At 59.6% G+C, this 3,135-nt stretch carries 5 protein-coding genes; all 5 read left to right on the plus strand.

The genetic code is table 11. From position 1 onward, the window contains the following. Nucleotides 1–534, plus strand: a 534-nt coding sequence (gene rplJ / locus BH683_RS00030) for a 50S ribosomal protein L10 (protein WP_084837493.1), incomplete at its 5' end; no start/stop codon positions are given. Nucleotides 535–597: 63 nt separating this feature from the next. Beyond that, complete coding sequence (gene rplL, locus BH683_RS00035) at nt 598–981, plus strand: 50S ribosomal protein L7/L12 (RefSeq protein ID WP_030165235.1); 384 nt, start codon at nt 598–600, stop codon at nt 979–981. A gap of 229 nt (nt 982–1,210) precedes the next feature. Continuing rightward, complete coding sequence (locus tag BH683_RS00040) at nt 1,211–1,840, plus strand: hypothetical protein (protein WP_084834242.1); 630 nt, start codon at nt 1,211–1,213, stop codon at nt 1,838–1,840. A 244-nt stretch (nt 1,841–2,084) separates the two neighbouring features. Further along, nucleotides 2,085–2,621 carry a 50S ribosomal protein L10 gene (gene rplJ, locus BH683_RS00045; RefSeq protein ID WP_084834244.1) on the plus strand — a complete coding sequence of 179 codons (537 nt, stop codon included), beginning with the start codon at nt 2,085–2,087 and terminating at the stop codon, nt 2,619–2,621. Nucleotides 2,622–2,684: 63 nt separating this feature from the next. Next, nucleotides 2,685–3,068, plus strand: a complete 384-nt coding sequence (gene rplL, locus BH683_RS00050; protein ID WP_030165235.1) for a 50S ribosomal protein L7/L12 — start codon at nt 2,685–2,687, stop codon at nt 3,066–3,068. The last annotated feature ends 67 nt before the right edge of the window (nt 3,069–3,135 follow it).

Genomic DNA, 3,135 nt, shown 5'->3' on the forward strand with positions numbered 1-3,135 from the left:
GTTGCGGAGATCACCGAGCAGTTCAAGGGAGCCACTGCGGCAGTCGTCACGGAATACCGTGGTCTGACCGTCAAGCAGATCTCGGAGCTGCGTCGCTCACTGGGCGAAGGTGCTGTTTACTCCGTCGCCAAGAACACCCTGGTCAAGCGCGCTGCTGCTGATGCGGGCGTGGCCGGTCTGGACGAGCTGTTCACTGGTCCCACCGCGATTGCCTTCATCGAAGGTGAACCCGTCGTGGCGGCCAAGGCGATCAAGAACTTCGCCAAGGACAACAAGGCCCTCATCATCAAGGGCGGATTCATGGACGGCCGCGCGCTGTCCGTGGACGAGGTCAATCAGATCGCTGACCTCGAAACCCGTGAGGTGCTCCTTGCAAAGCTCGCCGGTGCCATGAAGGGCAACTTGGCAAAGGCTGCGGGTCTGTTCAACCAGCCCGCTTCCCAGGTCGCACGTCTTGCGGCCGCACTGCAGGAAAAGAAAGCTGCCTCCGGCGGCGAAGAAGCCGCGGTCGCACCCGCAGAAGCGGCCGAATAAAACCCCCACACCTCCCTGGTCGCGTCACCTTGCGACCGAGGAAAGAACGAAAGGATTGCCCACATGGCAAAGCTCTCCGCTGACGAGCTCATCGATCAGTTCAAGGAATTGACCCTGCTGGAACTCAGCGACTTCGTGAAGAAGTTCGAAGAGGTCTTCGAGGTCACCGCTGCTGCTCCCGTCGCCGTCGCCGCTGCCGGTGCACCGGCCGCTGCTGAAGCTGCTGTCGAGCAGGACGAGTTCGACGTCGTGCTCGAGTCGGCCGGCGACAAGAAGATCCAGGTCATCAAGGTCGTCCGCGAGGTCGTCTCCGGACTGGGTCTGAAGGAAGCCAAGGATCTCGTCGAGTCCGCTCCCAAGGCGATCCTCGAGAAGATCGACAAGGATGCCGCCGAGGCAGCCAAGACCAAGCTCGAAGAGGCCGGCGCCAAGGTTTCGGTCAAGTAAGACCGTTTTCTTCGCTCTACTCTCCACGATGGCCCGCAGCGTTTGCTGCGGGCCATCGTGCTGTCTCAGGGCTCGCTCTCTCGGGCTGGGCTAGCTAACTCGACCACGAGTTGGGTGATGGTCCGTGGTACGAACGAACGCTTTTCCAGAACACGGCTGCGTTTCGGCTTGTACGCCTCGCACCTGTCACTACGGTGTCTTAAGGTACAGGGGTTAGGATTGAAGGTCCGTGATCGTGAATCTTAAGTGGTGGGTGGTCCCGATGGGCAATGCTGGCGAGCAGGCGGAGCATGACCGCACCCCGGCAAAGCATGCTGAGACGGGCAGCGGCAAACCGCTGATGGCCTCGACCGTAGACGGAAACTGGAAACTGTATCGCGTTGCTTTCGACGAATCGGTGCGCACTCTCGAGCAACAGTTTCAGGAACTTTCTTCACTCAGGCAACGGCTCGTTCAGTACCTTGCGTTCGTGGTCACCGCGACGGCGTTTCTTGTTGGTTCCAGTCTGAGTCGTTCTGCGGAACTCGTTACGCGCGACGCCCTCTTTTATGTAATAGCAGGAACTGGAACAACGCTTGTCGCTGTAACAATCGTCTTGACGGGTATCACTCTGTTGCCGTCGGCCACGAGGATGGCAACGAGGGCCAGTGCGAAGGTCATTATCTCCAACCACATCGAACGGGACGTGCCACCCGTATCAGAGGGCCAATTACTGCGGACGCTAGCCAAATACAACGACAAAGCGAGGGTTAGTAACAACGCGAAGTTGAAACTCGTGCGGAACCTGTATGTAGGTGCCATTGTCTGCGGTGCGTTACAACTGACCGTCTGGATAGTCCTAGTGTGGTTACGTACGTAGCTGGAGGGCCCGTATTTTTCTTGGAGGCTGATTCTGCGTGCTCTCAGGACTTGAGTAGAGACAAAACTAGAATGGAGCGTCGGTGTCCGACGAGGTGAGATTCGGCGTTTCGGTAACAGCTCATACGCTGTCAGCTCCCACCGAGCCGGGTGAAGGCGGGGAAGAGCCTGCGGACTATCCGATACTAGAACCGAGCGAGGAGGATGACCCTAATGAATATCTTCCGCAAGGTCACAAGGCCCGCATAGTTGCGGAGATCACCGAGCAGTTCAAGGGAGCCACTGCGGCAGTCGTCACGGAATACCGTGGTCTGACCGTCAAGCAGATCTCGGAGCTGCGTCGCTCACTGGGCGAAGGTGCTGTTTACTCCGTCGCCAAGAACACCCTGGTCAAGCGCGCTGCTGCTGATGCGGGCGTGGCCGGTCTGGACGAGCTGTTCACTGGTCCCACCGCGATTGCCTTCATCGAAGGTGAACCCGTCGTGGCGGCCAAGGCGATCAAGAACTTCGCCAAGGACAACAAGGCCCTCATCATCAAGGGCGGATTCATGGACGGCCGCGCGCTGTCCGTGGACGAGGTCAATCAGATCGCTGACCTCGAAACCCGTGAGGTGCTCCTTGCAAAGCTCGCCGGTGCCATGAAGGGCAACTTGGCAAAGGCTGCGGGTCTGTTCAACCAGCCCGCTTCCCAGGTCGCACGTCTTGCGGCCGCACTGCAGGAAAAGAAAGCTGCCTCCGGCGGCGAAGAAGCCGCGGTCGCACCCGCAGAAGCGGCCGAATAAAACCCCCACACCTCCCTGGTCGCGTCACCTTGCGACCGAGGAAAGAACGAAAGGATTGCCCACATGGCAAAGCTCTCCGCTGACGAGCTCATCGATCAGTTCAAGGAATTGACCCTGCTGGAACTCAGCGACTTCGTGAAGAAGTTCGAAGAGGTCTTCGAGGTCACCGCTGCTGCTCCCGTCGCCGTCGCCGCTGCCGGTGCACCGGCCGCTGCTGAAGCTGCTGTCGAGCAGGACGAGTTCGACGTCGTGCTCGAGTCGGCCGGCGACAAGAAGATCCAGGTCATCAAGGTCGTCCGCGAGGTCGTCTCCGGACTGGGTCTGAAGGAAGCCAAGGATCTCGTCGAGTCCGCTCCCAAGGCGATCCTCGAGAAGATCGACAAGGATGCCGCCGAGGCAGCCAAGACCAAGCTCGAAGAGGCCGGCGCCAAGGTTTCGGTCAAGTAAGACCGTTTTCTTCGCTCTACTCTCCACGATGGCCCGCAGCGTTTGCTGCGGGCCATCGTGCTGTCTC

This window comes from Williamsia sp. 1138 (assembly GCF_002095435.2).
GTDB lineage: Bacteria > Actinomycetota > Actinomycetes > Mycobacteriales > Mycobacteriaceae > Williamsia.

What these genes read in the sequence shown, in the direction of transcription:
- rplL (WP_030165235.1), top strand. Translation starts at nt 2,685, where the DNA reads ATGGCAAAGCTCTCCGCTGACGAGCTCATCGATCAGTTCAAGGAATTG.
- rplL (WP_030165235.1), top strand. Translation starts at nt 598, where the DNA reads ATGGCAAAGCTCTCCGCTGACGAGCTCATCGATCAGTTCAAGGAATTG.